The sequence below is a fragment of the Actinoplanes sp. NPDC048967 genome (assembly GCF_040649415.1).
In the GTDB taxonomy this organism is placed as follows: Bacteria; Actinomycetota; Actinomycetes; order Mycobacteriales; family Micromonosporaceae; genus Actinoplanes.
The window spans coordinates 113,061-138,013 of record NZ_JBEZFL010000006.1 but is presented as its reverse complement, the minus strand read 5'-3'; the positions used below and the strand labels follow the sequence as shown (position 1 = coordinate 138,013).

Below are 24,953 nucleotides of genomic sequence, written 5' to 3'. Positions count from 1 at the left end.
CGGGCCCGGCCATGGCCGGTAACCGTTTCCGGTACGGCGTCTGGCGGGACGGGCCCGACCCGCTCGCGCCGCCGTACGACGTGCGGGCGGCCGTGGACGAGGTCGGCGAGCGGGTGCTCGGCGGCGACAATCTGCGCGACGCCCTGCGGGACCTGCTGCGCCGGGGTCCCCGCGACGGCCGGGGCCTGGACGACCTGGAGGCCCGGGCCCGGCGGATGCGGCGGGAGGCGTTGCGCCGGGGCAACCTCGACGGTGCCGTCACGCGGGCCCAGCAGCTGCTCGACCAGGCCGTCGCCGCCGAACGCGACGAGCTGCGCGGGCGGGAGGGCGACGACGCCCGCTTCCAGGAGGCGGTGCTCGACAACCTGCCGCGCTCCACGGCCCAGGCTGTGCAGGAGCTGTCCGACTACAACTGGGCCAGCGACGAGGCCCGGGCGACGTACCAGCAGATCCTCGACGGTCTGCGGCGCGAGGTGGTCGAGCAGCGCTTCGCCGGCATGAAGGACGCGCTGCAGGGCCGCGACCCGGCCACCGACGCCCGGGTCGCCGAGATGGTCGGCGATCTCAACGACCTGCTCGGCAAGCACGCCCGCGGCGAGGACACCGACGACGCGTTCCAGCAGTTCATGGCCAAGCACGGCGAGTTCTTCCCGGAGAATCCACAGAATATCGACGAGCTCGTCGACTCCCTGGCCCGCCGGGCCGCGGCCGCCGAGCGGCTGATGCGCTCGCTGAGCCCGCAGCAGCGCGAGGAGCTGGCCCAGCTCATGGACCAGGCGCTCGGCGACGGGCCGCTGCGCGGTCAGCTGGCCGAGCTGACCGACAACCTGCGTGCGCTGCGGCCGGAGCTGAACTGGAATCGCGGCGAGCGGATGCGGGGCAACGAAGACCTCGGCTACGGCGACGCCACCGCGGCGCTGGGCGAGCTGGGTGAGCTCGACGACCTGCTGGAGCAGCTCGGCCAGGAGCATCCCGGGGCGACCCTGGACGACGTCGACGTCGAGGCGGTCGAGCGCCAGCTCGGCCGCAGTGCCGCCGACGACGTGCGCCGGCTGCGCGAGCTCGAACGCGAGCTGCGCCGCCAGGGCTGGGTCACCCGTGACGAGGACGGCCTCACCCTGTCGCCCAAGGCGTTGCGCCGGCTCGGCCGCACCGCGCTGGCGCAGGTCTTCTCCGACCTGTCCAGCAAGAAGCGCGGCTCGCACGATGTGCGGGACGCGGGCGCGGCCGGGGATCTGATCGGGTCGTCGCGGCGCTGGCAGTTCGGTGACGAGCAGCCGCTCGACGTGGTCCGCACCATCGGCAACGCGGTCCGCCGCCGCGCCGGCGGGGGAGTGGGCACGCTGCCGGTGCGCCTGGAGCCGGAGGACTTCGAGGTCGCCGAGACCGAGCGCCGGGCGTCGGCGGTGGTCGCCCTGTGTGTCGACCTGTCGTACTCGATGTTCGCCGACGGCCGCTGGGGTCCGATGAAGCAGACCGCGCTGGCCCTGTCGCACCTGGTGGCGACGCAGTTCCCGCAGGACTCGCTGCAGATCATCGGCTTCGGCCGGTACGCGATGAGCCTGTCGCAGGGCGAGCTGGCGGCGATCGAGCCGGACATGGTGCAGGGCACCAACCTGCAGCACGCGCTGAAACTGGCCGGCCGGCACCTGCGCCGGCACCCGGGCGCCGAGCCGGTGGTGCTGGTGGTGACCGACGGTGAGCCGACGGCCCACCTGGAGGACGACGGCCAGGCGTACTTCAACTGGCCGACCCTGCCGGAGACGGTGCAGCTGACCGTGCGCGAGGTGGACCTGCTCACCCGCTACGGCGCCACGCTGAACCTCTTCATGCTGGGTGAGGACCCCGGGCTGCGCCGCTTCGTCGACGCGGTGGCCAAGCGCAGCGGTGGCCGGGTCTTCAGCCCGGACGTTTCGGAGCTGGGCCGCTACGTGGTCGACGACTACGTACGCAGCCGCCGCGGCAAACGCTGAGAAGTGCGGTACCCATCCTTCCTAGGACGCTCTACAGGGTGTGTCCCGCACAACGGCCCGCGCACGGTCCGGCCCGGGGTGAACCGGGACAACGACGGGGCTGGTTATAGTGGCTCGCGAGTGACCGGCCCGGCGTGTCCGGCGTGCCGACCGGGGGGTCGGCAGCGGACGATCCCACCGAGGCGGCGCACGACGTCCGCGGGTGGGGTCCCGCGGCCGGCAGGGGGAGAGGGGGCGCGATGTCGCAGCAGCCTGCGCAGGTGACGCCCGGATCCCCGGCGCCCGGAAGCACCCCGCCGATCACCGCCTCCGACCGGATCTGGACGATTCCCAACGTCATCAGCTTCGTCCGGCTGCTCGGCGTGCCGCTCTTCCTCTACCTGCTGCTCGGCCCGCAGCACGACGTCGCCGCGGTGATCGTGCTGACCCTGGGCGGCACCACCGACTGGGTCGACGGCTACGTGGCCCGCCGGATGAACTCGGTCAGCCGCCTCGGCGAGCTGCTCGACCCGTTCGCCGACCGGCTCTACATCCTGGCCACCCTGATCGGCTGCACCGTGCGCGAGGTCGTGCCCTGGTGGCTGACCGCGGCCCTGCTGCTGCGCGAGGCCGTGCTGGCCGTCGCGCTGCTGGTGCTGCGCCGCCACGGGTACGGGCCGCCGCCGGTCCACTACGTCGGCAAGACCGGCACGTTCGTGCTGCTCGGTGCGCTCCCGCTGTTGCTGCTCGCCGAGGCCGTACCGTCGATCCACGCGGTCGTCGCGCCGATCGGCTGGGGCCTGGCCTGGTGGGCCCTCGGCCTGTACTGGGCCGCCGCGGTGCTCTACCTGGCCCAGACCCGCGCGCTGCTGCGCGCCGACCGGGCCGAGCAGGCCCGGAGCGGAGCAGTCGCCGGATGACCTCGCCCGACGGCGGCGACGGCCAGCGCCGGTTCGCCCCGGACTTCCTGACCGAGCTGTTCCAGAACCCCCTCGACCCCGGCTACGCCGACGCGGCCGCCCGCAAGGCCCGCGGCGAGGGCCGCACCGGCGCCCCGAAACGGATCGTCAGCGCGATCAGCGCCCTGACCCTGGTCGGGCTCGGCTTCCTGCTGGTCGTGGCCTACCAGGAGACGACCGCCGCCGAACCGGCCCGCAGCCAGGCCCGCGACACCCTCGTCGACCAGGTGCAGAGCCGCCGTACCGGGACCGCCGAACTGCAGGCCCGCGCCGACCGGCTCCGCGCCGAGGTCGCCGAGCTGCGCGAGAAACAGCTCGGCGGGGCGGCCGTGGCCCGGCTGCGTGACCTCGAGGCCGAGACCGGGCTGGCCCCCGTACGCGGCCCCGGCGCCCGGGTCACCGTCGGCGACGGCCCGATGCCGGTCGATCCGCTGACCGGCGAACGCAAGAGCGAGGCCCGGGTCCGCGACACCGACCTGCAGGTGGCGACGAACGCGCTGTGGGCCGCCGGTGCGGAAGCCGTCGCGGTCAACGGCCAGCGGCTCACCGCCACCTCCACGATCCGGCAGGCGGGCGAGGCGATCCTGGTCGACTTCCGGCCGGTGACCACGCCGTACCAGGTGATCGCGATCGGACCGGACCAGCTGGCCGGCAAGTTCCGCGACGGCCCGGCGGGGCGCTTCTTCCGCGCGCTCAACACCAAGTTCGGCATCTCGTACGACGTGGCCGAGCTCAGCGACGTCACCCTGGACGCGGCCACCGAGCCGAACCTGCGGCAGGCCTCGCCGTCCGTGCCGCCGTCCAGTGTCCCGACCCCGTCCAGCAAAGAGTCGAAAGGCGGCTGATGATCGCCGTACTCGCCCTGATCGCCGGCGTCGTGCTCGGCATCGTGTTCCATCCGACGGTGCCGATCGCGCTGCAGCCGTACCTGCCGATCGCGGTCGTGGCCGCGCTGGACGCGGTGTTCGGCGGCGTGCGCGCGAAACTCGACGGGATCTTCGACGACAAGCAGTTCGTGGTCTCCTTCATCTCGAACGTGCTGGTCGCGGGCATCATCGTCTACCTGGGCGACCAGCTGGGCGTAGGCGGCCAGCTCTCGATCGGCGTCGTGGTGGTGCTCGGCGTCCGGATCTTCGGCAACGTGGCCGCGATCCGCCGGCACCTGTTCCGGGCGTAGGGGCGGCGATGACCGACGACCAGCAGCCCGCCCCGCGTGATGAGCGGCCTGAGCGGCCAGCGTCCGGGTCGGTGTCCGGCGATTGGCTCGCGTCCGAGCCGGCTTCCGGCGAGTGGCCGGAGCCGGTGGCCCAGCGGCCTGAGCGGCCCGCGTCCGAGCCGGCTTCCGGCGACTGGCCCGCGGCCGAGCCGGCCTCCGGCGAGCGGCCGGAGCCCGTGGCCCAGCGGCCTGACCAGCTCGCGGGTGACCAGGAGAGCGGCGACCGGCCGCCATCCGCGGCCGCGCAGGGCGACCGCTCGTCGTCCGGTGGCGCGGCGGCTGAGCGGGAGGCCGGTGAGCGGCACAGCGCCGGCCGGCCGGCGGCTCTCGGGGATCCGGGGATGCCTGCCGCCGGTAGGCAACCGGCGGCCGAGGCGGTGGCACCGGACGTGGAGAACGCTCCCCATCCCTATGCGACGGCCGATCCGCACGCGCCCTTGTCCGCTGACGGTCCGACGGTTCGCCTCTCCGGGGCGATGTTGCCGCCGCCCGCCACGGACCCGGACGGGCCGCCGGACCAGCCCGCGAGCGCGCCGGCTGACAGCGCCGCTGCGGCCGGCGACGAGAGCACCGTGGTGTCCCGCCCGGACCGGCCCGCTGACGAAGCCACGACCCTGCTGACGCCGCCACCCGCGGCGGTCGACGACGAGCCGACGGTGCAGGTCGAGCCCCGTTCCCCTGATGCTGGGCCGGCGCGGCGGCGGTCGTTCGACGGCGGGTCCACCATGCGGCTGCAGCCGCCGTTCTTCGCGCCGGGAACGACCAGGACGCCGCGCGCGTCCTCGGCCGCCGATGACGCCAGGACACCCCAGGACGATCCGCCCTGGCCCGATTCCGCCGCCGGGCCGTCCACGCCGGACGGCGCCCGTTCCCACCCCGATCAGCTGCCGGCCGGCCACGATGACGAGTCGTGGGTCAACGCCGCGGGTGGGCAGGGCGACCGGCCGTGGGAGGCCGACGCGTCGGCGCACGCTGATGACCAGGCCTGGGCCGATCGCGCCGACGAACCATCGCCCACCCGGCACGACGAGAGCCGGCTCGACGCCGACGACGCGCCGCCGGCCCTCCGGGATGAGCAATCCGGGGGTGCGGAGGCCGCCGACACCCCGCGCCGGTGGTCGGACAGCCCTTCCTGGCCTCTCGGCGACGCGTCCGAGCACCACGACGCACCCGATCAGCCCGGCGGAAGCGGGTCGGCCACCAGGGGTGCCGAGGGCGACACGCCCGGGCGGTGGCAGGAAAGCGCGGCCCGCGGCGCGGCAGCCGCCGACGACCAGGATTCGCGGGACGACCCCCGCGGCGCCACGCCGGAGGACTCACCCGAACCGGTGACGGGAGCTCCCGCCGTACCGGACAAGGAGAAGGCGCCTGCCGGGCGGCGGCTGTCGTCGGCCGGCGCGCTCATCTGGTTGTTGCTCGCCCTGCTCGGCTTCACCCTGGCCGTGCAGCTGCGCAGCAACGACCAGGACGCCGGCCTGGCCACCGCGCGTCAGGAGGACCTGGTCGGCATCCTCAGTGACCTCGAGGCGCGTGACCAGCGCCTGCAGCAGGAGATCAACGCCCTGGAGGAGAGCCAGCGGCAGCTGACCTCCGGGGTCGCCGGGCGGCAGGCCGCGCTCGCCGAGGCCGGGAAGCGGGCCGACGAGCTCGGGCTGCTCTCCGGCACGCTGCCCGCGCGCGGGCCCGGGTTGAAGATTTCCATCGACCCCAGGGGCCAGCCGATCAAGGCTTCCGCCATTCTGAACGCCGTGCAGGAGCTGCGCGGCGCCGGCGGTGAGGTGATGGAGATCATCGGCGACAACGGCGTCGCCGTACGGATCGTGGCCTCGTCCTATTTTGTCGACGGTGACGGCGGTCGGGTGATCGTCGACGGCAAGCAGCTCAGCGGCCCGTACACGCTGTGGGTGATCGGTGTGCCGTCGACGATGCAGACGGCGTTGCAGATCCCCGGTGGGGTGGTCGCTTCGGTGAGCCAGGCCGGCGGTAACGTGACCATGGAGCAACGCACGGCGGTCGAGGTGTCCGCGGTGCGTCAGCCCACCAGCCTGCAGTACGCGCGTCCGGTCTCGTGAGCGGGCGCGCTTGTCAACGGAGGAATGCGTGATTCCTGAGGACCTGCGGTACACGGCCGAGCACGAGTGGGTGTCCGGTGACGGCACCGCGCCCGTGCGGGTGGGCATCACCCACTTCGCGCAGGACGCGCTCGGCGACATCGTTTTCGTGCAGCTGCCCGACGAGGGTACGGCTGTGCAGGCCGGCGACCAGCTCGGCGAGATCGAGTCGACGAAGAGCGTCTCCGAGATCTACGCGCCGATCGCCGGCACCGTGGTGGCCCGCAACGGCAGTCTCGCCGACGAGCCGGAGCTGATCAACGCCGAGCCGTACGCGGCCGGCTGGCTCGTGGAGATCGCCCCGGACGACCCGGCGGCGCTCGCCGGGCTGCTGGACGCCGACGCCTACAAGGCGCTGACCGACAGCTGATCGCCCGCGCGTCTGGTTGCCCGCCATTTCGGCGCTGACTAGGCTCGCGGGGCACATGGAGAAATCTGCAATTCCTTTCTCATACCGATAGTCGTGCCGTCCGGACCTCCGGGCAGCGGCGGGGGGCGCTGCGCTCCGGACCCGGGTCCGGCTCGCTCACCCCGTGTCGTCGGGCGGCGACCGAAACAGATCCGTGAGGTGGTCCGATGACGCGCCCAGACGACGAGTTCCCCCCGCTCGACGTCACGTCCACGCTGAACCTCGGTGCGCTCGACGAGGTGCTCGAGGGCCCCGAGACCGACGTGGTACCGAGCCGGATGTCCGGTTCGCTGCCCCCGGGGATGGCGCTGCTGGTCGTGCGCCGCGGCCCCAACGCGGGTGCGCGGTTCCTGCTGGACCATGACGTGACCACGAGTGGCCGCCACCCCGACAGCGACATCTTCCTCGACGACGTGACGGTCTCGCGCCGGCACGCCGAGTTCCACCGCGACGGGGGCACCTTCACGGTGCGCGACGTGGGTTCGCTCAACGGCACCTACGTCAACCGTGAGCGGGTCGAGTCGGCCACCCTGAGCAACGGGGACGAGGTCCAGATCGGCAAGTTCCGGCTGGTCTTCATCGCCGGTCCCCGGCCGGAGGGCGAGGGAAGCGGGGCGTGAACCCGTCGGGGGCGGCCGCGCACGATCCCGGGTCTCGGGCCCAGGGTCAACGTGACGCTGCGCTGATGAGCATCGGGGAGGTGCTGGCCCAGCTGCGTACCGAGTTCCCGGACACCACGATCTCCAAGCTCCGGTTCCTGGAGGCGGAGGGGCTGGTGGACCCGCAGCGCACCGCCTCCGGCTACCGCAAGTACTCGTGGAACGACGTGGCGCGGCTGCGTTTCGTCCTGACCGCGCAGCGGGACCAGTACCTCCCGCTGCGCGTCATCCGCGAGCAGCTCGAGGCGCAGGAGCGCGGGGACGACACGTTGTCGCACCGGCGCCCGTCGCTGGTGGCGGTCGGCTCGGAGGCCGAGGTGCCGGCGGACGCCGCCGACACCCGGGTGTCGCGGGCCGACCTGGTCGAGCGCACCGGCATCGCCGAGCAGATGCTCACCGAGCTGGAGCAGATGGGCCTGGTGCTGTCCCGGCCGCCGGGCTGGTACGACGGCGACGCCGTGGTGATCGTCGAGGCCGTGGTGGGCCTGGTCCGGCACGGCCTGGAGCTGCGGCACCTGCGCGCGTTCCGGACCGGGGCGGACCGCGAGGTCGGGCTCTTCGCCCAGTTGCTGACGCCGTTGATGCGCCAGCACGACCCGGCGGCGCGGGCCCGGGCCGCCGAGACGGCGCGCGAGCTGCAGGCGCTGTCCCAGCGGCTGCACGCGGCGCTGGTGCGGGCGGGCCTGCGGGACACTCTCGGACGGTGAGGCGCGGGGTTGCCGGTTTGTCCGGCAGGGCCGGGGTAACCCCACAGACACGGGCATCGTGTGGCGCTCGGTCCCGAGCGTCCGTGTACCGTGCAGGATAGGCGGGAAACAGCCTGATGGTCGCGTTGCCCTCACAAGGCGGCGGTGGCCTTACGGGGCGGCACGACGAAGCGACACGGAGGCGGGCGGTGCGCGAGCTGAGCGTGGTCGGGGTTCGGGTGGAGCTGCCCAGTAACCAGCCGATCGTCCTGCTCAGGGAGGTCGACGGCGATCGGTACCTGCCGATCTGGATCGGCGCGGTGGAGGCAACTGCCATCGCGTACGAGCAGCAGGGCGTCAAGCCCGCCCGGCCGTTGACCCATGATCTGCTACGGGACATCCTCGCGGCGCTCGAGGCGCCGCTGAAGGCCGTCGAGATCACGGAACTCAAGGAGAACGTGTTCTACGCGGATCTGCTGATCGGTGACGACCTGCGGGTGTCCGCGCGGCCGAGCGACTCGATCGCCCTGGCCCTGCGGGTGGGGGCGCCGATCCGGTGCGCCGATCAGGTGCTGACCGAGGCCGGGATCGTCATCCCGGACGAGCAGGAGGACGAGGTCGAGAAGTTCCGCGAGTTCCTCGACCAGGTCCGCCCGGAGGACTTCGCGGGCTGATCCGCGCATCGACGATCACCACAGGTCCGGTCGTCCGTACGCGGCGTGTCGCGGCATTACCTCCCTGTTTCGTGGCTCGCTGGGTTATACGCTCGTGAAGTCCAGGTGAAGCGGCACCGCGCAGCGGGGAGGTAGTCGCGTGCACGAGTCAGACTCTGAAGAGGGTCCGCTTGTCGGCGAGGACGGCGATACCGGGTATCGCGGAGTGACGGCTTGTCAGGCGGTCGGCATCAGCTACCGCCAGCTCGACTACTGGGCGCGGACGACGCTCGTGGTGCCCAGCATCCGCGACGCCTCCGGCTCCGGCACGCAGCGGCTCTACTCGTTCCGTGACCTGGTCGTCCTCAAGGTGGTCAAGCGCCTGCTGGACGCCGGCGTCTCCCTGCAGAACATCCGCAAGGCGATCGAGACGCTGCGTTCGCGCGGCGTCGACGACCTGGCCGGCATCACGTTGATCTCCGACGGCACCACGGTGTACGAGTGCCGGTCGCCGGAAGAGGTCGTGGATCTGCTCCAGGGCGGTCAGGGTGTCTTCGGCATCGCCATCGGCGGGGCCTTCAAGGAGATCCAGGGCTCGCTGTCGCACCTGCCCGCCGAGCCCGCCGCCGGCCCGCAGCCGGTCGGCACCGGCCTGGACGCCGAGCCCGCCGCCGGGGACGAGCTCGCGGCCCGCCGGGCCCGCCGCCGCGCGGGCTGACCGCCCGCACACCCCGCACGATCATCCCGGCTACATTCTGCGGGTGACCGATCCCTTCGCCGCCGCCGGGACGCTGCGCGACGCGTACCGGCGCGTCGACTGGGCGGCCACCTCCCTCGGACCGGTCCCGTCGTGGAGTCCTGTGCTGCTCGCCGCGCTGGATCTGACCTTGAACACCCGCGCGCCGGTGACGCTGCTCTGGGGCCCGGACCACGTCCTGATCTACAACGAGGCCTACGTGCCGATGATCGGCGAGAAGCATCCGGCCGCCCTGGGCGCGCCGGCGGCCGAGGTCTTCGCCGAGATCTGGGCGACCATCGGTCCGATGCTCGAGTCGGTGCTGGCCGGGCGGGGCGCGACGTGGGTCGAGGATCTGCGGCTGCTGATGGACCGCCGCGGTTTCCTCGAGGAGACCTACTTCACCTTCTCGTACTCGGCCGTGCACGACAGCGACGGCCGGATCGCCGGGGCCGTCGACATCGCCGCCGAGACCACCGCGCAGGTGCTCGGCGCCCGCCGGCTGGCTTTGCTGGGCCGGCTCAACGATCAGCTCACCGACGCCGAGGACGTGGGGCAGCTGCTCGACCACGCCCTGCCCGTGCTGCGCTCGGCACCCGAGGACCTGCCCGGGGTGGACATCCTGCTGCCGGAGGCGCAGGTGCCGACGGCGGCCTGGCCCGCGCCGCTGGACCGGGACGTGGCGGTCGAGATCACCGAGCAGGGCCGGATCGCCCGGATCCGGCTCACCGGGGCGGACGGCGACCGCTCGGATGCCGTGCTGGTCAGCCGGGTCAGCCCGCACCTCGCCGTCGACCAGGAGTACCTGCGGTTCTTCCGGCTGCTCGGCGCCTCCCTGGCCCAGGGGCTGCACCGGACCCGGGTCCGGCAGGCCGAGCGCCGGGCCACGGCCATGGAACGCGAGCTGGCCGAGGCGTTGCAGCGCAGCCTGCTGGCCGCGCCGGTGCAGCCCGAGCACACCGAGGTGGCGGTGCGGTATCAGCCGGCCGGCGCGGGCGCGCACATCGGCGGCGACTGGTACGACGCGTTCACCCTGCCCGACGGCCGGGTGACGGTGGTGGTCGGCGACGTCACCGGGCACGACCGGCGGGCCGCGGCGGCGATGAGCGAGATCCGCAACCTGCTCCGGGGCATCTCGTACGCGCTGCTCAAACCGCCGGCGCTGGTGCTGACCGGATTGCAGGACGCGATGCGGGGCTTCGCCGTCGAGGCGTTCGCCACGGTGGTGCTGGCCCAGATCGAACGCGAGGAGCACGGCACCCGCACGCTGCGCTGGTCCAACGCGGGTCATCCGCCGCCGGTGCTGGTCGCCCCGGACGGCGTCGTACGGCTGCTGGAGACCCGCCCCGAGACGCTGCTGGGGACCCGGGCCCGCACGGTGCGGACCGACCACCGGGTGCAGCTGCTGCCCGGCACCAGCGTGATCTTCTACACCGACGGCCTGATCGAGCGCCGCGGCGCCACCCTCGACGACGGCCTGGCCGAGCTGACCCGGGCGTTGCGGGGCTGCGCCGCGATGGACGCCGAGCAGATCTGCGACCACCTGCTGGGGCACTTCGCGGGCGGCACCGACGACGACGTGGTGCTCGCCGTCGTCCGGGCCGGGGACTGATCAGGTGCCGGACAGCATCCGCAGCACCAGGGCCAGCGGCGGCCAGGTGGCCCGGCCGCGCCGGGTCACGGCGTAGCAGCGCAGCCGGGGCTCGAACCCGGTCAGGGCGATCAGCCGGACGCCGGGCAGCGTGGCGGTCCCCATCGGCAGCAGCCCGACCCCAGCCCGGCGACGATCATGTCCTGCACCAGGTCGAGGCTGTCGGCGCGGTGCACGATCCGGGGTGTGAAGCCGACCAGTGACGCCATCGTGCGGACCACGTCCTCGTCGGCGGTGTTGCGGGAGTTCACGATCCAGTCGTGGCCGGCGAACCCGGCGAAGTCGGCGCCCGGGTCGTCCCGGGGCACCGCGAGGCCCCACGGCATCTCCCACAGCGGGACCGACTCCAGCGCGGCGTCGAAGGCGGCCGGGGCCAGGTTGTAGTCGTAGGTCAGGGCCAGGTCCACGGCGTCCAGGGCGAGCAGCTCGAACGCCTCGAACGGCTCGTGTTCATGGATCAGCAGACGGACCCGGGGGTGGGTCGCGGCGAGCGTGGCCGCGACGGGCAGCAGCGACCGCCGTACGGCGGTGGCGAAGCCCGCGACCCGCAGCGCACCGGCCGGCTCGGCCAGCGGGTCCAGGTCGAGCCGGGCCGCCTCGACCGCGGCCAGGATGGTGACCGCGTGCCCGGCCAGGCGCTGTCCGGCCGGGGTGAGCCGGACCCGCCGGCCGTCCGGCTCGATCAGCACCGCACCGGCCTCGCGGGCCAGCACGGCGAGCTGCTGCGACACGGTCGAGGTGGTGATGTGCAACTCGTCGGCGACCGCTCGCATCGAGCCCAGCCGCGACAGTTCCACCAATAACCGCAGGCGGCGGGTGTCCATGCCGCCATTGTCAGCCAATGCCGAACGGTATGTCCATCATCGGCACGTGGACATGAACGGTGCTCCGAGGTTGTACTGGTCGGCATGCGTTCACAAGCACGGACCGGGGCGTCGATGGCGCTCGCCTCGATGGTCCTCGTCCAGCTCGGTCTGGCCGTCTCGGTCGGCCTGCTCGACCGGATCGGCGCGGAGGGCGCGGCCTGGCTGCGGCTGGCCTGGGCCGGCGTGATCCTGCTGGTGCTGGTCCGGCCCCGGCTGCGCTCGTTCACCCGGGCCAGCCTGCTGAACACCGTCGCCCTGGGCGTGGTCACCGCCGGCGTGACCATGCTGTTCATGGCGGCCATCGCCCGGCTGCCGCTGGGCACCGCCAGCGCCCTGGAGTTCCTCGGCCCGCTCGGCGTGGCCGTGGTGCGGGGCCGGCGCGGCACCAAGCTGTGGCCGGCGCTGGCGGCGGTCGGCGTGGTGCTGCTGACCGAGCCCTGGCACGGCGGCATCGATCTGGTCGGGGTCGGCTTCGCGCTGGCCGCGGCGCTGTGCTGGGCCGCGTACATCCTGCTCACCCAGCGCGTCGGGGACGACGTGGCCGGGCTGCAGGGTCTGGCTGTGTCGATGCCGGTCGCCGCGCTGGTGGCCACCGTGGTGGCCGGCCCGGCCGTGCTGGGGGAGATGACCTGGCAACTGCTGCTGGCCGGCTTCGGCCTGGCCATCATGCTGCCGGTGGTGCCGTTCGCGCTGGAGATGCTGGCGCTGCGCCGGCTCACGACCGCCGCCTTCGGCACGCTGATGAGCCTCGAACCGGCCCTCGCCCTGCTGATCGGCCTGCTGGTGCTGGGTCAGGTGCCCGGCTGGGCGCCGGTGGCGGGCATCGCCTTCGTGGTCGCGGCCGGCATCGGCGCCGAGCGTACCGGCGCCCGTGCGGCCGAGGAGCACAGCGACGACGAGGCCCGCGAGCCTGTCGCGGCCACGGTATGAATCATCGCAGAGCGCCGCCGGTGGGCTTGCGGGTGGCACCCCCGTGTCCCGCGTGTCGCGCGCCCTAGCGTTGACGTCCATGACGAACGACGACCTCGCCCGGGAACTGATCACCCTGACCGATGAGGACCGCGACCGGCAGGCCGGCGCGCTGGGCGGGGACCCGGCCGCGCGGCTCGCCCACCGGCGGGTCACGGTGCGCAACGCCGACCGCCTCGCCGAGCTGCTGGACGCGTACGGCTGGCCCACCGTGACCCTGGTCGGTGCGGAGGCCGCGCGCCGGGCCTTTCTCATCGCCCAGCACGCGGACCAGCAGCTCGACCTGCAACGCCGGGTGCTGCCCCTGCTCAGCGCAGCCGTCGCGGCCGGCGAGGCCGACCCGTCCGCGCTGGCCATGCTGCGGGACCGGGTGCTGGTCAACGAGGGCCGTCCGCAGGTCTACGGCACCCAGATCGCCGGGGTGGCCGACGGCGTACCGGTGCCGTGGCCGATCGAGGACCCGGACGGCATGGACGAGCGCCGCGCCGAGGCCGGCCTGGACCCGTTCGCCGTGCACACCGCCCGGCACGCTCCCGCCTGAGACGAGTGACGGCCCGAAAAGGTTGACGGCCCGGTGGATCAACCTTCCGCGGCCCCCAGCAGTCCTTCCCTTCGCACAACACCTGTTGCCTGCCGAAGGGAAGTCCCATGTCGCGCGCCGGCGGCCGTACCGCGGTGCTGGTCCTGACGTTGCTGCTGGCCGGCTGCGGCCCGGTGGGGGATCCCACCGTGGCGGCGCCGGCGGCCGCACCGGCGAGCCCGTCGGCGTCGCCCGACGTGTCCCGGGCGCCGCTGCGCACGGCACCCCGGATTCGCTATCCGGAGCGGGGCGGTGGCCGGTTCCGCACGGCCGCCGCCCAGCGCCCCGAGCCGCCGCACGGCACGGTGCTGCGCTACCGGGTGCTCGTCGAGAAGGACATCACCGGGATCTCGACCGCCGGGTTCGCCGCCGCGGTCCAGCGGACCCTGCAGGACCCGCGCGGCTGGTCCGGCGGCGGGGTCCGGCAGCTGCGCCGGGTCGGCCCGGGCGACCGGTACGACTTCACGATCTACCTGGTCACGCCCGGCACCCGGGACGAGCTGTGCCAGGACGTCCCGGACGGCTACACGTCCTGCCGCAACGGCGCCCGGGTGGTGCTCAACGTGGCCCGCTGGGCGCACGGCGTGCCGCACTACGGAGCGCCGCTCGCGGTCTATCGCCAGTACATGGTCAACCACGAGGTCGGGCACCGCCTCGGGCACGGTCACGAACGCTGCCCCGGCAAGGGCGAACCGGCCCCGGTCATGCAGCAGCAGACGCTGGGCCTGCACGGGTGCACGGCCAACGCGTGGCCGTACCGGGACGGCCGGCGGTACGCGGGCCCGTCGGGCAGCTATGACGACGAGGTGCCGTCGTAGCGTCAGGCGATCAGGTGGGTGCCGCCGGCGATGGCCGCGACGGCGAGAGTGAGGACGAAGGCCCAGCGGCGATGGGTCGCAGCGGCGCTGAGGCGGTGGCTGTGCATGGTTCTCCTGACAGAGGATCGCTCGTGGTCAAGACCCACCCTACGGTGGCAAAAGTGGAGGATCCACGCTTTATCCCTGTTCTGCCGCAACGGCGGGCAGGGGGCTGCGTTCGGCCTAACCCGGACGGCGGACCCCGCGGTCCGGCGGCGGCACCGGATCGGCGTACGCGCCGGAGCGTCCCGCGAACCGCTTGCCGCCGCGGTACGGCCACGCGTTCGCCCGGCACCCGTGCAGTCCCAGGGTCTGCTGCTGCATGACCGGCGCCGGCTCACCCCTGCCCGGGCAGCGCTCGTGACCGTGCCCGAGGCGGTGCCCGACCTCGTGGTTGACCATGTACTGCCGGTAGACCGCGAGCGGGGAGCCGTACCGCGGCACGCCCTTGACCCAGCGGGCCACGTTGAGCACGACGCGGTCACCGTTGCGGCAGGACGTGTAGGCGTCGGTGCTGCTGCCGCAGAGCCGGTCGCGGGTGCGGGGCGTGGCCAGATAGATCGTGAAGTCGTACCGCTGGCCCGGCCCGGCCCGCCGCAGCCGCAGCGTCCCGCCGGCCGTCCAGCCGCGCGGATCCGCGAGGGTCCCGGTGACCGCGGCAGCGAACCCGGCGGTCGAGATCCCGGTGATGTCCTTCTCGACCAGCACCCGGTAGCGCAGCAGCGGGCCGCTGCGGCCGGCGGTCCGAGGCGATCCACCGGCCATCCGCCAGTCGCCGCGCCCCCGCGCCGGATAGCTGACCCGTACGGGCTTCGCGGCCGGTGCCTTCAGCCGAGCCGGCGCGGACGGCTCGGCGGTCGCGGGCACCGCGGACGGCGCCGGCGCGCACCCGGCCGCCGGGCCGAGCGCGAGCGCCGCCGCGAGGATCCACCCCAGCCGTCCCACACCTGACCTTCGGACGGGCCGGCGCGTTGCTGAGCTCACGCGGCCGCGGTCGCCGCCGGCTGAGTGACCGGCCGGATCATCGGCGGGGCCGGGTCCAGCGACCGTTCCACCGTGATCGCGTGCCACAGGCAGAACATCGCCACCGTCCAGACCTTGCGGGAGTTGTCGGCCACGCCGGCCCGGTGCTCGGCCAGCAGCCGCTGGGCGTAGCCGAGGTCGAGCAGGTGCCCGGTCGGCGAGCCGGCCATCAGCTCGGCGACCCAGTCGCCGATGGCGCCCTTGAGCCACAGCCGCGTCGGGGTGGGGAAGCCCAGCTTGCGGCGGTCGCGCACCGACTCCGGCACGATGCCGCGCATGGCCTCGCGCAGCGCGTACTTGGTCGTGCGGCTGCCGGCCGGGAGCTTCATCTCGGTGGGCAGACCCGCCGCGGCCGCGTACACCGCCTGGTCCAGGAACGGCACGCGCAGCTCCAGCGAGTGCGCCATCGACATCCGGTCGGCCTTGGTCAGGATGTCGCCGGGCAGCCAGGTGTGCAGGTCCACGTACTGCATCGAGGCGACGTCGTCGACGTCGGCGGTCTCCGCGTACAGCTTGGCGGTGACGACCGTGTGCGGGTCGGCGGTGAAGCGCATCAGCTCCGCCTTCTCCGCGGGGGAGAAGATCCGGGCGTTGCCGTAGTAGCGCTCCTCGATCGGGGTGGTGCCGCGCTCCAGGAAGCTGTGGCCCTTCACGCCCTCCGGGATGACCTTCGACAGGCTGCGCAGCCCGCGCTTCATGCCGGCCGGCAGGCGCTCGATGCCGGCCAGCGACATCGGCTCGCGGTAGATCGTGTAGCCGCCGAACAGCTCGTCCGAGCCCTCCCCGGACAGCACCACTTTGACGTGCCGGGACGCCGTACGGGCCAGGAAGTAGAGCGGCACCAGCGACGGGTCCGCGACCGGGTCGTCGAGCAGCTGCACGATCCGCGGCAGCTCCCGGATCACGTCGTCCTCGGTGACCACCGTCGGGGTCAGCCGTACCCCGAGCTGGTCCGCCGTGTGCTGGGCGATCTCGATCTCCGAGTAGCCCTCATGGGCGAAACCGGCGGTGAACGCGTGCAGGTCCGGCTCGACCTCGGCGGCCAGCGCGACGATGGCCGACGAGTCCACCCCGCTGGACAGGAACGCCCCCAACGGCACCTCGGCGTGCAGGTGCTTGCGGACGCTGTCGCGCAGCGCGTCCCGGATGGCGTGGATCGCCACGTCCGGCCGTACGTGCAGCGGCCGCAGCGACGGCCGGAACCAGCGGTCCAGGCGCAGGCCGCCGCCGGGGGTCCAGGTCATCCGGTGCCCCGGCGGCAGCCGCCGCACGTGCCGGTGCAGCGTCATGGGGTCCGGCACGTACTGCAAGGTCAGGTAGTGGGCCAGAGCGTCGGTGTCCAGGGCCGCGCCGGAGTCGCCGCTGAACGGCAGCAGCGCCTTGCGCTCACTGGCCAGGAACAGCCCGTCCGAGGTCTCCAGCAGGTACAGCGGCTTGATCCCGAACGGGTCGCGGGCGGCGTGCACGGTGCCGGTCCAGTGGTCGTACGCGACGAACGCGAACATCCCCCGCAGCCGCGACAACGCCGCCGCACCCCAGTAGTGGACCGCCGCGGCCAGCACCTCGGTGTCGCCGTGGGTGGCGAACGTGGCGCCGTGCTCGCGGACCAGGTCGGCCCGCAGCTCCCGGTAGTTGTAGATCTCGCCGTTGAACACCACGGTCCAGCGCCCGGCCTGCGGACCGTCGAACGGGTAGTGCGCCGGCTGCCGGCTCTCCGCCACGTCGACGATCGCCAGCCGCTGGAAGCCGAAGGCCAGGCCGTCGCCGTACTCGACCTGGGTGTCGTCGGGCCCCCGGTGGTGCATCGTGGCCAGCGCCTCGGCGAAGGCGGCGGCCGACGCGGGGTCGGGGACACCGGCGTGCGCCCGGCTGCTCACGAACACGCTCAGACCACACATCGTGGCACTCCTTCGGTTGACGGCGGGTCTGCACCGTAGGAAGCCGGTTATGAAGGACCTGTGAGGAAGTGGCCGGGAATCGTGGACGGACGAGAACCGGACCGGATCTTCACCGGAATCTGACATTCCCCGCGGAGGTTGACCGCCTGGGTGAGAATCGCGTCCGTGACCGCCCGGATCCTGGTAGCCGACGACGACCCGAAGCACGCACAGCTCATCCGCCTGTATCTGGAGCGGGAGGGCCACCACGTGCTCACCGTCGGCGACGGGCGGGCCGCGCTGGAGCAGGCCCGGGCCCGCCGGCCCGACCTGCTGATCCTGGACGTCATGATGCCGCTGGTCGACGGGCTCGACGTGTGCCGGATCCTGCGGGCCGAGGCGTCGTCGATCGCCATCCTGCTGGTGACCGCCCGCTCGTCGGAGAACGACATGCTGCTGGGCCTGGACATCGGCGCCGACGACTACCTGGCCAAGCCGGTCAGCCCGCGGGAGCTGACCGCCCGGGTCCGGGCCCTGCTGCGCCGGATCGGCCCGGCCGACGAGCGGTCCGCGACCCTGCGCGTCGGTGATCTCGAGGTCGACGCGGGCCGTTTCGAGGTCCGGGTCGGCGGGGCCACGGTGCACCTGACCGCCAAGGAGTTCGGCATCGTCGAGCTGCTGGCCCGCGAGCCCGGCCGGGTCTTCACCCGGGGACAGATCATCGACCGGACCTTCGGCTTCGAGCAGGACGTCTCCGAGCGCACGGTCGACGCCCACGTGGTCAACCTGCGCCGCAAGATCGAGGCCGACCCGGCCGAGCCCCGGTACGTGCAGACCGTGTACGGCCGCGGCTACCGGATGGCCGAGCAATGAGCTTCCGGCTGCGCATCTTCCTGCTGGTCATGGTGGTGGCCGTGACGGCGATCGGGGCGACGGCCTGGCTGACCCTGAACCTGACCTCCCGGGCCTTCAACGAGGCCCAGGCCAGTGCCGACCGGCACCGCTACGAGATCGCCGACGAGGTGGCCCGCTACGGCCTGCTGCACGGGCGGTGGCCGGGTGTGGACAAACTCGCCGCCGGGCTGTCCCGGCAGACCGGCCTGCACATCCGCCTGATCACCCTGGACCAGACGGTGCTGGTCGACACGGACAACCTCGCCGGCCGGGCCGCCGGCCCGGTGCGTCCGGGCCCGATGCTGATCGACCCCCGGCCGCAGCTGGAGGGCTGGGCCGGCGACAGCAGCCCACCGGCGCTGTCCGCTCTGCTCGCCAAGGGCGTCCCCGGCCGGCGGCTGCTGACGACCCCGCTGTTCGAGCCGGCCCGGGGCGGCGACCTGGAACGGACGCCGGTGGCGGGCATGCTGCGCCAGCTCGCCCAGTACCGGGCCGCGCTGGTCGCCGTGCGCTGCATCGCCGACAAGAAACCCGGCAGCGACGCGGTCCTGGCCACCGACCGGGCCCCCTACCTGACCGGGCAGCAGCTCAAGGAGCACCCGGACTGCGTCAGCCGGGCGTCGAAGCTGGTGCTGGACGACCGCAGGCGCATCGACATCGACATGCTCACGTACCGGCAGTGCAGCGCGCCGACATCGCCGGACGAGGACCGCACCTGCGCGGCCACCACCTTCAACGATCGGGCCGGGGTGTCGGCCGCGCTGCCCCTGCAGCTCTATCTGGGCGCGCCCGCCGACACCGACGTCGGCCGGCTCGGTCGGCCCGCCGCGTTCGGCGCCGCCGGCCTGATCGTGGTGGCGCTGATCGGCACGGCCTGGATCGCCCGCGTGGTCAGCCATCCGGTACGCCGGCTCACCGAGGCCTCGCGGCTGCTCGCCGGCGGCCGGCTGGACGTCCGGGTGCCCACCTCCGGCCGCGGTGAGCTGGCCCGGCTGTCGCAGACGTTCAACGCCATGGCCGAGGCGGTGCAGAGCAGCGAGGAACGCCAGCGGCGGCTGGTGGCCGACGTCGCGCACGAGATGCGTACGCCGTTGTCGAACCTGCGCGGCTACCTCGAGGGACTCTCCGACGGGGTGGTCGAGCCGAGCCGGGAGCTGTTCGTCTCGCTCCACGAGGAGACCATGCTCCAGCGGCGCATCCTGGACGACCTCCAGGTGCTGGCCCTGGCCGAGGTCGGCGACCTGCGCTACGCCAAGGGCCCGATCGACCTGGCCGACCTGGTGCAGGTCGGCGCGACCGTGCACCGGGCGGTCGCGGCCGAGGCGGGCATCGCGCTGACCGTGGACGTGCCGGCCCCGGTGTGGATCGAGGCGGACCCGGACCGGCTGCGCCAGGTGCTGGGCAACCTGCTGACCAACGCGGTGCGCTACACCGACACCGGCGGCCACGTCCTGGTCCGCGTCCGTCAGCGCGACGCGCAGGCCGTGCTGACCGTGCGCGACACCGGCGTCGGCATGACCCCGGAGGACCTGTTGCGCGTCTTCGACCGCTTCTGGCGGGCCGACCCGGCCCGGCAGCGGGCCACCGGCGGCACCGGGCTGGGCCTGACCATCGCCCAGCGGATCGTCCGCGACCACGACGGCTACATCGAGGTCACCAGCGAACCCGGGGCCGGCACCACCTTCACCGTGTGCCTGCCGCTGCGCCCGACCGCGGGGGCCGGCGCCGACCCGCCGTCGCTCAGTGCGGGCCCACCGCCGTGATCCGGATCGCCGCGGCGCCGAGCTCGTCGCTGGCCGCCAGGTCGACCTCGGCCTCGATGCCCCAGTCGTGGTCGCCCTCGGGGTCCTCGAAGACCTGCCGCACCTTCCACACCGTGGGCGTGGTCTCGATGTGCAGCAGCGCCGGCCCGCGCGCCGAGGGCCCGGTGCCGACCACCGGATACTCGGCGTAGTAGTCCTCCAGGGCCTCGATCCAGCGATCGGTGTTCCAGCCCGACTCGGTGTCCAGCTCACCCAGGTCCTCGGCCCGGCGCAGGGCGAACAGCTCGACCCGGCGGAACATCGCGTTGCGCACCAGCACCCGGAACGCGCGCACGTTGCGGGTGACCGCCGGCGGCTTGTCGTCCAGCGGCGAGACCTCGACGATCTCGGCGCCCGGGTTGCGCAGCCGCTCCCACTCGTCGAGCAGGCTGGAGTCGACCTGGCGGACCAGCTCGCCCAGCCACTCGATCAGGTCGGTGAGCTCCTCGGTGCGGGCGTCCTCGGGCACGGTCTGGCGCAGCGCCCGGAACGCGTCCGCGAGATACCGCAGGACCAGACCCTCGGAACGGGACAGGCCGTAGAACGAGACGTACTCGGTGAAGGTCATCGCGCGTTCGTACATGTCGCGGACCACGGCCTTGGGCTTGATCTCGTAGTCGGCGACCCACGGGTGCCCGCCCCGGTACGTCTCGTACGCGCCCTCCAGCAGCGGCAGCAGCGGCTTGGGGTAGGTGACCTCCTCGAGCAGCTCCATCCGCTGGTCGTACTCGATGCCCTCCGCCTTCATCGCGTTCACGGCCTCGCCCTTGGCCTTGAACTGCTGCGCGGACAGCACCTGGCGCGGGTCCTCCAGGGTCGCCTCGATGACCGAGACCACGTCCAGCGGATACTCCGGCGACTCCCGGTCGAGCAGCTCCAGGCAGGCCAGCGCGAACGGCGACAGCGCCTGGTTGAGCGCGAAGTCGATCTGCAGGTCCTCGGTGAGGCGGTAGCGGATGCCGTCGTCGGTCTCGACCCGTTCGATGACCCCACCGGCCAGCAGCGCCCGGGCGATGGCCAGCGCGCGGCGGATGTGCCGGCGCTGGGCGGCCGGCTCCTCGTGGTTGTCGGTGAGCAGGTGCCGCATCGCCGCGAACGGGTCGCCGCCGCGGACCAGCACGTTGAGCAGCATCGCGTGCGACACCTGGAACGACGAGGTCAGCGGCTCCGGGTCGGCCGCCACCAGCCGGTCGAAGGTCGGCTGGCCCCAGCCGATGGTGCCCTCCGGCGGCTTCTTGCGGACCACCTTGCGCCGCTTCTTCGGGTCGTCGCCGGCCTTGGCCAGCATCCGCTCGTTGTCGATGACGTGCTCGGGGGCCTGCACGATGACCGTGCCCAGGGTGTCGTAGCCGGCCCGCCCGGCCCGCCCGGCGATCTGGTGGAACTCGCGGGCCTTGAGCAGCCGGGTACGGACCCCGTCGTACTTGCTCAGGCCGGTGAACAGCACGGTCCGGATGGGCACGTTGATGCCGACGCCGAGGGTGTCCGTACCGCAGATGACCTTGAGCAGGCCCGCCTGCGCCAGGGTCTCGACCAGCCGGCGGTACTTGGGCAGCATGCCGGCGTGGTGCACGCCGATGCCGTGGCGCACCAGCCGGCTCAGAGTGCGCCCGAAACCGGCGGTGAACCGGAAGCTGCCGATGGCCGCGGCGATCGCATCCTTCTCGGCGCGGGTGCACATGTTGATGCTCATCAGCGACTGGGCGCGTTCCAACGCGGCGGCCTGGGTGAAGTGCACGATGTAGACCGGGGCCTGCCGGGTGGTCAGCAGCTCCTCGATGGTCTCGTGCAACGGGGTCATCGCGTACTGGAAGACCAGCGGGACCGGCCGCTCGGTGTTGCTGACCACGGCCGTGGGCCGGCCGGTGCGCCGGCTCAGGTCGTCGACGAAGCGGGTGGTGTCGCCCAGGGTCGCCGACATCAGGATGAACTGGGCCTGCGGCAGCTCGATCAGCGGCACCTGCCAGGCCCAGCCCCGGTCGGGCTCGGCGTAGAAGTGGAACTCGTCCATGACGACCTGGCCGACGTCGGCGTCGGCGCCCTCGCGCAGCGCCAGGTTGGCCAGGATCTCCGCGGTGCAGCAGATGATCGGGGCATCCGCGTTGACGCTGGCGTCGCCGGTGAGCATGCCGACGTTGTGCGCGCCGAAGACCGCGCACAGGGCGAAGAACTTCTCGCTGACCAGCGCCTTGATCGGCGCGGTGTAGAAGGTCGTGCGCTTGTCGGCCAGGGCGGCGAAGTGCGCGCCGGTGGCGACCAGACTCTTGCCCGAGCCGGTGGGGGTGTTGAGGATGACGTTCGCCCCAGTGGCGATCTCGATGAGCGCCTCCTCCTGGTGCGGGTAGAGCGTCAGTCCCTGCTCGCTCACCCAGCTCTGGAAGGCATCGAAGACGGCGTCGGGTTCGGCGGTGCCGGGCAGGCGGTCGGTGAGCGTCATGATGTCCCCACCCTATCCGTCGCGCTTTTCCCAGCACCGTGGCCGGGCGCGTCGCGCGCCCGGCCACGGAAGGGGACCCTGCTGTGGAGTTGCGGCCGATCCGCTAGACGCCGAACGCCGAGTAGATCGGGCCGGCGACGCTGCCCGCGAGGCCGATGACGGCGGCGACGACGGCGATGGTGGAACCGATTCGAAGGCGCATTCGGGAGCTCCTCTGGTGCGTGTGGTGGCCTCGCACGACAGAGATTGCGCGCCGCCGGGTGCGGAACGGGACACACCAGGTTGCCGATCGGTTGCAGAATGTATCGACACCGCTCAATGCCACTGATCTTCGGAGGTCCCGTGAAAGTCCTCGTCGTCCTCGCCGCCGCCCTCGTGGTCACCACCGGTGGCGCCCAGGCCCCGGCCCCGCCCGCACCGGCCCCCTGCACAGCCCAGGTGCAGGTCAACCCCAGCTTCGAACGCGGGACGGCGGGCTGGACCGCCGGCCCCCGCATGGTGGTGCTGGGCACGCCGGAACGTCCGGCGCACACCGGCCGGGCGTACGCGACCTTCGCCGGTCTCGACGTCACCCGCACCGACCTGCTGCGTGCCACGGTGACGATCCCGGCCGGCTGCGGCCTCGACGTGCGGTTCTACGGCCGGGCCGACTCCACGGAGACCAGCCGCGGCGACTACCTCAACATGGGTCTCGCCGTGTCCGGCGAGCCGCCCAAGACCCGCTTCTCGTTCGCCTTCGACATGCGGACCGACTGGCAGCAGTACAGCGCCGCGGCCTCCGTCGCGGCCACCGAGCGCACGGCGACCATCACCTTCCTCAGCAGCGAAACCGCGGGCGGCGGCGTGACCACCTTCGACGTGGACGACGTCACCGCGACGCTGCGCCCGTAGGCAGGACGCTGAACATGTAGCAGCCGTAGACCACGTTGCGGCTGTGCACCAGGACCACCCCCGGCTCGGACAGCACGGCGGTTATCGCCGCCACCGGATCACCACCGTCGTGCTGCCGGCTGGCCGGATGGATCCGCCCGGCGCTGTCGTAGGCCCGCAGCACCTGCGGACGGCCGTACCAGTCACCCGGATAGGGCAGGTCGTCCGCCGGCCCGCCGCACGGTGCGGCGTGGGCGAACACCGCACCCTTCTCCCGGTACGGCGTCACGGGCAGCGGCGGCTCGTAGTTGAACAACAGAAGTCCCTCACCGGCGGCCGCGTCACGCAGGCAGCACCGCAGCGGCTCACCCCCGCCCGCACAGTGCCGCTCGGCCGCACCCCCGGCACGGGCCTCGTCGAGCACGGCGGGGGAGAGGGCGCTGATCCGGTACGCGATGGTCGTCGTCATGACCTCATCCTGCTGCGCCGGCCGCCCGCTGGTCTGGCGGTATTCGGACGGGCGCCTCGCGCGCACACTGGAGGCCATGGACGTCGTGCTGGCTCCGTTCACCCGGGAGTTGCTGCCCGCCGTACAGCCCTGGTTCGCGCACCCGGAGGTGGTCCGGCGGCTGGGCGGCCCGCAATGGCCGGTCCGGAACCTGGACCTGGCCGGCACCGGCCTGGGCGAGACGTTCCGCGGGCGCCGGGTGCTGCGCGACCACTCCTGGGTGGCGTACGACTCGTCGGGGGCGGTGGTCGCGAACATCGGCGGTGAGGTGTACGACCGCTGGTGCCGGTATGCGGAGGGCCCGGACGGCCCGGTGATCGAGGCGGTGGAGCCGGGCCCGAGCATGGGGCTGGCGTACGTGGTCGATCCGCGGCGATGGGGGCAGGGCATCGGGACGGCGGCGCTGCTGGCCGTGATGGCCGCGCCGGAGGTGGCCGATGTGGTGCTGTTCGCGGCCGGCGTCGAGCCGGACAATGTGGCCAGTGCGCGGTGCGCGGCGGCGGCTGGCATGCGCCTGGACCGCGCGGAACCGGATTGGGAAGGTTTCGTCCACTACATCCGTCGACGTCCACTCTTCAGCGGGGCCAGGCCGCCAGCCGCTCCCGTACCGCCCGGACCTGCTCCGGGCTGAGTCCGTAGACCGCGAACCGCGCGTCGTCGAGCCGGTCCAGATACCGCCCGGCGTCGGCCACCTCGTCGTCGTCCAGCCCGGGGTCCAGCGCCCGGGCCAGCTCCAGCACCCGCGCGAGCGAGTACCGCTCCAGCGCGGCCGCCACGTCGATGTAGTCGCGGACCTCGCGCCGGTTGACCAGCGCAGCGACCTTGGACGCGACCAGGTCGTCCAGGTGCATCACCGGGCCCACGTCCATCACCACCGGGGCCCGGCTGCGGTCCAGCCGGGTCAGGGTCAGCCGCAGCGCGCGGGTGCCGTCGGCCACGTGATACTCGCGCAGGTCGTCGTCCATGCCCGCGAAGAGCTCGTCGCCGACCTCACGGAACACCTGATAGCCGGCCGCGGTGAGGGCGGCGGTGACCTGCCCGGCGGCGGCCTCGACGGCGCCGGCGGTGTCGGTGAACAGGTCGATGTCCTCGGTCGGGCGCTGCACCAGGCCGTTGACCAGCCAGGCGACACCACCGCCGAGCACGAAGCCGTGCTTCTCCCCGACGGTCAGGGCGATGGTGGCGACGTCACGGTAGAAGTCGTCGATGTTCCCGCTCACCCCGGCGACGCTAGCGGA

25 protein-coding genes are annotated in these 24,953 nt (G+C 73.0%); 18 read left to right on the top strand and 7 right to left on the bottom strand.

Annotated elements, in window-relative coordinates:
* Positions 1-11: 11 nt before the first annotated feature.
* From AB0C12_RS26205 to AB0C12_RS26155, 11 genes are all read left to right on the top strand, one after another.
* Positions 12-1,973, top strand: a complete 1,962-nt coding sequence (locus AB0C12_RS26205; RefSeq protein WP_360552270.1) for a hypothetical protein — start codon at positions 12-14, stop codon at positions 1,971-1,973.
* Between the two features lie 239 nt (positions 1,974-2,212).
* Positions 2,213-2,872, top strand: a complete 660-nt coding sequence (locus tag AB0C12_RS26200; RefSeq protein WP_360552268.1) for a CDP-alcohol phosphatidyltransferase family protein — start codon at positions 2,213-2,215, stop codon at positions 2,870-2,872.
* Entirely contained in the window at positions 2,869-3,756 is an 888-nt protein-coding gene (locus AB0C12_RS26195; protein ID WP_360552266.1) for a DUF881 domain-containing protein, read from the top strand. Before AB0C12_RS26200 ends, AB0C12_RS26195 begins: the two co-directional genes overlap by 4 nt.
* Positions 3,756-4,088 (top strand): small basic family protein, encoded by a 333-nt coding sequence (locus AB0C12_RS26190; RefSeq protein ID WP_360552264.1) that lies wholly within the window; start codon positions 3,756-3,758, stop codon positions 4,086-4,088. Before AB0C12_RS26195 ends, AB0C12_RS26190 begins: the two co-directional genes overlap by 1 nt.
* A 71-nt stretch (positions 4,089-4,159) precedes the next feature.
* A complete protein-coding gene (locus tag AB0C12_RS26185; RefSeq protein WP_360552262.1) occupies positions 4,160-6,199 on the top strand; it encodes a DUF881 domain-containing protein in 2,040 nt (679 codons plus the stop codon).
* Between the two features lie 28 nt (positions 6,200-6,227).
* Positions 6,228-6,608, top strand: coding sequence for a glycine cleavage system protein GcvH (gene gcvH / locus AB0C12_RS26180; protein ID WP_360552260.1), 381 nt, complete (start codon positions 6,228-6,230; stop codon positions 6,606-6,608).
* 206 nt (positions 6,609-6,814) lie between these two features.
* On the top strand, positions 6,815-7,267 hold the full coding sequence (locus AB0C12_RS26175) for an FHA domain-containing protein (RefSeq protein ID WP_023362861.1): 453 nt from the start codon (positions 6,815-6,817) through the stop codon (positions 7,265-7,267).
* 65 nt (positions 7,268-7,332) lie between these two features.
* Entirely contained in the window at positions 7,333-8,013 is a 681-nt protein-coding gene (locus AB0C12_RS26170; RefSeq protein WP_360552256.1) for a MerR family transcriptional regulator, read from the top strand.
* Between the two features lie 188 nt (positions 8,014-8,201).
* Complete coding sequence (locus tag AB0C12_RS26165; protein WP_125804926.1) at positions 8,202-8,666, top strand: bifunctional nuclease family protein; 465 nt, start codon at positions 8,202-8,204, stop codon at positions 8,664-8,666.
* 139 nt (positions 8,667-8,805) lie between these two features.
* Complete coding sequence (locus tag AB0C12_RS26160; protein WP_360552254.1) at positions 8,806-9,363, top strand: MerR family transcriptional regulator; 558 nt, start codon at positions 8,806-8,808, stop codon at positions 9,361-9,363.
* Between the two features lie 43 nt (positions 9,364-9,406).
* The gene (locus AB0C12_RS26155) at positions 9,407-10,993 is read left to right on the top strand and encodes a PP2C family protein-serine/threonine phosphatase (RefSeq protein WP_360552252.1); all 1,587 of its coding nucleotides are present in this window, start codon (positions 9,407-9,409) and stop codon (positions 10,991-10,993) included.
* Here AB0C12_RS26155 and AB0C12_RS26150 read toward each other — a convergent pair whose 3' ends face one another.
* On the bottom strand, positions 10,994-11,137 hold the full coding sequence (locus AB0C12_RS26150) for a hypothetical protein (RefSeq protein WP_360552250.1): 144 nt from the start codon (positions 11,135-11,137) through the stop codon (positions 10,994-10,996).
* Positions 11,104-11,856 (bottom strand): LysR family transcriptional regulator, encoded by a 753-nt coding sequence (locus AB0C12_RS26145; protein WP_360552248.1) that lies wholly within the window; start codon positions 11,854-11,856, stop codon positions 11,104-11,106. The genes AB0C12_RS26150 and AB0C12_RS26145 overlap by 34 nt, the downstream gene beginning before the upstream one ends.
* A gap of 84 nt (positions 11,857-11,940) precedes the next feature.
* On the opposite strand from AB0C12_RS26145, the gene AB0C12_RS26140 reads away from it, so the two are divergent.
* From AB0C12_RS26140 to AB0C12_RS26130, 3 genes are all read left to right on the top strand, one after another.
* Positions 11,941-12,828 carry an EamA family transporter gene (locus tag AB0C12_RS26140; protein ID WP_360552246.1) on the top strand — a complete coding sequence of 296 codons (888 nt, stop codon included), beginning with the start codon at positions 11,941-11,943 and terminating at the stop codon, positions 12,826-12,828.
* Between the two features lie 79 nt (positions 12,829-12,907).
* Positions 12,908-13,408 carry a DUF6624 domain-containing protein gene (locus AB0C12_RS26135; RefSeq protein ID WP_360552244.1) on the top strand — a complete coding sequence of 167 codons (501 nt, stop codon included), beginning with the start codon at positions 12,908-12,910 and terminating at the stop codon, positions 13,406-13,408.
* A 107-nt stretch (positions 13,409-13,515) separates the two neighbouring features.
* Positions 13,516-14,265: a DUF3152 domain-containing protein gene (locus AB0C12_RS26130; RefSeq protein WP_360552242.1), complete on the top strand. Its 750-nt coding sequence runs from the start codon at positions 13,516-13,518 to the stop codon at positions 14,263-14,265.
* A gap of 222 nt (positions 14,266-14,487) precedes the next feature.
* On the opposite strand, the gene AB0C12_RS26125 is transcribed toward AB0C12_RS26130, so the two are convergent.
* Complete coding sequence (locus AB0C12_RS26125) at positions 14,488-15,249, bottom strand: DUF3152 domain-containing protein (RefSeq protein ID WP_360552240.1); 762 nt, start codon at positions 15,247-15,249, stop codon at positions 14,488-14,490.
* Positions 15,250-15,284: 35 nt separating this feature from the next.
* Positions 15,285-17,225 carry an asparagine synthase (glutamine-hydrolyzing) gene (asnB, locus tag AB0C12_RS26120; protein ID WP_360552238.1) on the bottom strand — a complete coding sequence of 647 codons (1,941 nt, stop codon included), beginning with the start codon at positions 17,223-17,225 and terminating at the stop codon, positions 15,285-15,287.
* Between the two features lie 156 nt (positions 17,226-17,381).
* Here asnB and AB0C12_RS26115 point away from each other — a divergent pair, with 156 nt between their 5' ends.
* Both AB0C12_RS26115 and AB0C12_RS26110 read left to right on the top strand, forming a co-directional pair.
* A complete protein-coding gene (locus AB0C12_RS26115; RefSeq protein ID WP_360552848.1) occupies positions 17,382-18,077 on the top strand; it encodes a response regulator transcription factor in 696 nt (231 codons plus the stop codon).
* Positions 18,074-19,861 (top strand): ATP-binding protein, encoded by a 1,788-nt coding sequence (locus AB0C12_RS26110; protein WP_360552236.1) that lies wholly within the window; start codon positions 18,074-18,076, stop codon positions 19,859-19,861. The genes AB0C12_RS26115 and AB0C12_RS26110 overlap by 4 nt, the downstream gene beginning before the upstream one ends.
* Here AB0C12_RS26110 and AB0C12_RS26105 read toward each other — a convergent pair.
* Positions 19,839-22,337 (bottom strand): DUF3516 domain-containing protein, encoded by a 2,499-nt coding sequence (locus AB0C12_RS26105; protein WP_360552234.1) that lies wholly within the window; start codon positions 22,335-22,337, stop codon positions 19,839-19,841. The genes AB0C12_RS26110 and AB0C12_RS26105 overlap by 23 nt on opposite strands.
* A 342-nt stretch (positions 22,338-22,679) precedes the next feature.
* Here AB0C12_RS26105 and AB0C12_RS26100 point away from each other — a divergent pair, with 342 nt between their 5' ends.
* Positions 22,680-23,228: a hypothetical protein gene (locus AB0C12_RS26100; RefSeq protein ID WP_360552232.1), complete on the top strand. Its 549-nt coding sequence runs from the start codon at positions 22,680-22,682 to the stop codon at positions 23,226-23,228.
* Here AB0C12_RS26100 and AB0C12_RS26095 read toward each other — a convergent pair.
* Entirely contained in the window at positions 23,206-23,676 is a 471-nt protein-coding gene (locus tag AB0C12_RS26095; protein WP_360552230.1) for a DUF1203 domain-containing protein, read from the bottom strand. The two genes, AB0C12_RS26100 and AB0C12_RS26095, sit on opposite strands and share 23 nt — an antisense overlap.
* Here AB0C12_RS26095 and AB0C12_RS26090 point away from each other — a divergent pair.
* Entirely contained in the window at positions 23,675-24,346 is a 672-nt protein-coding gene (locus AB0C12_RS26090; RefSeq protein WP_360552228.1) for a GNAT family N-acetyltransferase, read from the top strand. The two genes, AB0C12_RS26095 and AB0C12_RS26090, sit on opposite strands and share 2 nt — an antisense overlap.
* Here the strand turns inward: AB0C12_RS26090 and AB0C12_RS26085 are convergent.
* Entirely contained in the window at positions 24,291-24,935 is a 645-nt protein-coding gene (locus tag AB0C12_RS26085; protein ID WP_360552226.1) for a nucleotidyl transferase AbiEii/AbiGii toxin family protein, read from the bottom strand. The genes AB0C12_RS26090 and AB0C12_RS26085 overlap by 56 nt on opposite strands.
* Between the last annotated feature and the right edge of the window lie 18 nt (positions 24,936-24,953).

Coding starts and splice junctions, on each gene's coding strand:
- AB0C12_RS26130 (WP_360552242.1), top strand. CDS start 13,516: ATGTCGCGCGCCGGCGGCCGTACCGCGGTGCTGGTCCTGACGTTGCTG.
- AB0C12_RS26145 (WP_360552248.1), bottom strand. CDS start 11,856: ATGGACACCCGCCGCCTGCGGTTATTGGTGGAACTGTCGCGGCTGGGC.
- AB0C12_RS26095 (WP_360552230.1), bottom strand. CDS start 23,676: ATGACGACGACCATCGCGTACCGGATCAGCGCCCTCTCCCCCGCCGTG.
- AB0C12_RS26140 (WP_360552246.1), top strand. CDS start 11,941: ATGCGTTCACAAGCACGGACCGGGGCGTCGATGGCGCTCGCCTCGATG.
- AB0C12_RS26190 (WP_360552264.1), top strand. CDS start 3,756: ATGATCGCCGTACTCGCCCTGATCGCCGGCGTCGTGCTCGGCATCGTG.
- AB0C12_RS26195 (WP_360552266.1), top strand. CDS start 2,869: ATGACCTCGCCCGACGGCGGCGACGGCCAGCGCCGGTTCGCCCCGGAC.
- AB0C12_RS26205 (WP_360552270.1), top strand. CDS start 12: ATGGCCGGTAACCGTTTCCGGTACGGCGTCTGGCGGGACGGGCCCGAC.
- AB0C12_RS26170 (WP_360552256.1), top strand. CDS start 7,333: ATGAGCATCGGGGAGGTGCTGGCCCAGCTGCGTACCGAGTTCCCGGAC.
- AB0C12_RS26135 (WP_360552244.1), top strand. CDS start 12,908: ATGACGAACGACGACCTCGCCCGGGAACTGATCACCCTGACCGATGAG.
- AB0C12_RS26200 (WP_360552268.1), top strand. CDS start 2,213: ATGTCGCAGCAGCCTGCGCAGGTGACGCCCGGATCCCCGGCGCCCGGA.
- AB0C12_RS26175 (WP_023362861.1), top strand. CDS start 6,815: ATGACGCGCCCAGACGACGAGTTCCCCCCGCTCGACGTCACGTCCACG.
- AB0C12_RS26150 (WP_360552250.1), bottom strand. CDS start 11,137: ATGGGGACCGCCACGCTGCCCGGCGTCCGGCTGATCGCCCTGACCGGG.
- AB0C12_RS26105 (WP_360552234.1), bottom strand. CDS start 22,337: ATGACGCTCACCGACCGCCTGCCCGGCACCGCCGAACCCGACGCCGTC.
- asnB (WP_360552238.1), bottom strand. CDS start 17,225: ATGTGTGGTCTGAGCGTGTTCGTGAGCAGCCGGGCGCACGCCGGTGTC.
- AB0C12_RS26090 (WP_360552228.1), top strand. CDS start 23,675: ATGACCTCATCCTGCTGCGCCGGCCGCCCGCTGGTCTGGCGGTATTCG.
- AB0C12_RS26110 (WP_360552236.1), top strand. CDS start 18,074: ATGAGCTTCCGGCTGCGCATCTTCCTGCTGGTCATGGTGGTGGCCGTG.